Below are 2999 nucleotides of genomic sequence, written 5' to 3'. Positions count from 1 at the left end.
GATATGCCTTGTGCATTGACCACCTCACACCCTTGTCAACTCGTTAACTTGTTAACTCGTCAACTAACAACCCCATCAACTCAAAAACTTAAATTCTTATTTTTATTTTTACAATACCTCTCCAAATTTCGCGCCGTAGTATTCGCACATAACCGAAAAACACGGCATAAACTCCTTAAATTCCATCCTATCGTCCCTGCCTTTCGTAATATTCATAAAGCCCCGTAGCGTTTGCCATCGTAACTTGTCCCGCTTCGCTCACTTGCGACAGCGGTAGCCCCATTGAGCCCACCTCCTGCCCGTCAGAACCAACCTTGCGCCGCAGAAATTGGCTTTCGTTTTTAGCCCAGTTCCTTACGGCCGCTTTCCAGTCTTTCATCGGAGCTCGCCCTACCACCCAGCCTTTGGCTTCGTAGAAATCGAAAAATGCCTCTGGGTCAATATCTTTGCCCGCTTCCTTGCAATACGCCTTGATCTGCTCAATCGTAGGTTTTTGAAATTTTTTAGGCTTTGCGGGTTCTTGGACAGGAGGCGAGAAAATATTGCTCTGCGAAAAATCGTCTGCAGGGATCGCTTCTCGCGTGCGTGCGTTAGCGAGCGATAGCGAGCTATCCGTTTGAAATTCTTTTGAATTTTTGTCTGTATATGTGTTTGATATTTTTATAGAGTGGCAATTTTCTCCACTCCATTGGCAATTTTCTCCAATGGAGTGGCTACTTTCTCCAATGGATTGGAGATTATCCCCACTCGAAGCCGCAATTTCTGCCGAGCTGCGATGCTCGTCTAGTAGCCAAGCATATTCATCTTTGAAGCTATACCATTTCGTGCGGTCGAATTTATTTTTATTAAAATTCCCACTGATTAAAATACCGTCCGCCTCTAATTCTTGAAGTTTTTGGTTCATCGTCCTGCGCGAAATATAATGGAATTTTTCGCTTAAGGCACTCGCAGAGTTAAAAACCCAATATCTGCCCTCGTGGAAATTTCTTTCATTTCGCATATTTTCAACTACCCAATAGGCGAAATAATCTATTATCAGCGCTTTTTCTATGCCGTATTTTTCGGCTAAATCCGTATTAAACGCGTGCCTCATATCCTCTCTCCTTTAAAGTATTCGACTATTTTTCCCGCAAGGGCTATCTGCCCCTTGCCAGTGATCTTGGTGGTAAATTTTTGATGCGTGCCGGTGCTGCCCGCGAATGTCTGCGTCGTGACCTCGAAATAGCCTCTGTCGATGTAGCGCTGCATTGGCACATTATGGCGCGCGCCTCCGCTGATCAGATAGCCGCTAGCGCGCAGGAAATCAAAAAGTCTGTTTTGTCCGATAGATACCCCCTCGCTGTCGCTTAGCAGCTTGGCGTAGTTGCCGATGAGAATGCTATCGACGCTAGCCTCAACCGATTTGGCGAAGCTCACGTATCCCGCATTCGCTGCCTTTTCGGCTTGCAGCCGCTCTCTTTCGGCGCGCTCGGCTTTGAGGTTTTGGGCTAGGGCTATGATGGTGTCGGGATCGTTTAGCACCTCCTCGATCTTTGCAGGGGTCAGATAGCCGCCGTGCTTGCGGATAGCGGGCAAAATTTCGTTATTTACCCACATTCTAAACGGCTTCGCGTTGGGTTTGTTGCTTCGCATTAGCACGAAATACAACTGCGGCTCGGTTATCATCGTGAAATTTTGTATGCCGCCTGCAGTTTCAAAGGGGTAGGTATAAAATACCCCCTCCTTTTCAAACTCCGTATTTATCGCATCTCTTACCTGCTTAGGGTCTGAAATGTCTAGAGCCCTGCATACGTCGTTCAAACAAAACAGCGGCTCGTTTTTCTCATCTACCGCAACTCTGATCTCAAAGTCATCTTTTCTAAAAATTTCTAGGTCCATTTATGCCCCCAATTTAAAATTTTTCATCAGCGAGCCCTTTATTTGCCCGAGTATCATCTCTACGACGTTTTGGCTCATCGCATTTCCCGCTTGTTTGTAGAGCTGCGTATCGCTCACGACGATTTGAAAGCTGTCGTCTATGCCTTGCAGACGCAGGCACTCTCTTGGAGTGAGCCTACGGATGCGCTCGCCCGAAAGCGGATTGTTTTGTGCGAAAGAATTTGAGCTGATCGTAGGACAAAGCTCAAGTTCGCCGCCTTTGTTGAAGCCTCGCGCTCGTTGGATGATGAAGGTATCCGTTCTACGATGACCGGGATTCGTAGTTAGGGTGTTGCTTATGCCCCTGAATTCCGAAACCGGGCGGAATTGCCCTTTAAATTTCGGATTCTTTCGCCTCATCCCGGCAATCGCGCGCTCGCTCAAAAAGTATTTTTCATCTACACAGGGCTCTAGCATATCCCCAAGAGTAAGTTTCAGAGGCTTTTTCGGCGCAAAACGGAAGGAAAAATATCTATCCGCGTCCAAAAAGCCCACTATGTAGAGCCGCTCTCTGTTTTGAGGGATGCCGTAGTCTTTGGTGTTGAGAATTTCGGCGTGGCAGTGATAGCCTAGATTGCGTAAGGCGTTTAGAAAGCTCACATAGGCTCTGCCTTTTTCGATTGACAGAAAGCCTCTCACATTCTCAAATACGAAAACCTCCGGGCGGCATTCTTTCACGATACGGTAGTATTGCCAGATGAGATTGCCGCGATCTCCTCCTGTGCCTGCTCGCTCTCCCGCGATAGAAAAGTCTTGGCAGGGGCTACCGCCTACGAGCACATCTACTTGTCCGCGATAGTTCGTAGCGTCTAGGGTGCGGACGTCCTCATAGAAAGGCACATTTTGGTGGTTGAGCGCGTTGGCTTCATAGCTACGGCGCGCGAATTTGTCGATTTCGCAAGCAAATATCGTGCCGCTATAGCCGAAAACCTTGCGATGCGCCATCTCCGCTACACCGATACCTGAAAAGATAGTCGCAATATGCAAAATATCATCCTTTCTTTTTCTTGCACCTGATTTGCATATTGATATCCTCTTCCTCATCTTTGTACTCTTCCGTAATGAAACCGATCGCGCTTGCG

The 2999-nt window shown here is 47.4% G+C and carries 3 protein-coding genes; all 3 read right to left on the bottom strand.

Annotated elements, in window-relative coordinates; genetic code table 11:
- Positions 1 to 187: 187 nt before the first annotated feature.
- From Q0140_RS09120 to dcm, 3 genes are read right to left on the bottom strand one after another with little or no spacing between them, the layout of a single operon-like run.
- Positions 188 to 1093 carry a hypothetical protein gene (locus tag Q0140_RS09120; protein ID WP_297963928.1) on the bottom strand — a complete coding sequence of 302 codons (906 nt, stop codon included), beginning with the start codon at positions 1091 to 1093 and terminating at the stop codon, positions 188 to 190.
- Positions 1090 to 1878, bottom strand: a complete 789-nt coding sequence (locus Q0140_RS09115; protein WP_297963925.1) for a phage antirepressor KilAC domain-containing protein — start codon at positions 1876 to 1878, stop codon at positions 1090 to 1092. Before Q0140_RS09115 ends, Q0140_RS09120 begins: the two co-directional genes overlap by 4 nt.
- A complete protein-coding gene (gene dcm, locus Q0140_RS09110) occupies positions 1879 to 2904 on the bottom strand; it encodes a DNA (cytosine-5-)-methyltransferase (RefSeq protein WP_297963923.1) in 1026 nt (341 codons plus the stop codon).
- Between the last annotated feature and the right edge of the window lie 95 nt (positions 2905 to 2999).

The organism is uncultured Campylobacter sp. (assembly GCF_938045405.1).
Classification (GTDB): domain Bacteria; phylum Campylobacterota; class Campylobacteria; order Campylobacterales; family Campylobacteraceae; genus Campylobacter_B.
The sequence above is the reverse complement of the archived record's forward strand: the minus strand, read 5'-3'. Positions and strand labels throughout refer to the sequence as shown.

Coding starts and splice junctions, on each gene's coding strand:
- Q0140_RS09115 (WP_297963925.1), bottom strand. CDS start 1,878: ATGGACCTAGAAATTTTTAGAAAAGATGACTTTGAGATCAGAGTTGCG.
- Q0140_RS09120 (WP_297963928.1), bottom strand. CDS start 1,093: ATGAGGCACGCGTTTAATACGGATTTAGCCGAAAAATACGGCATAGAA.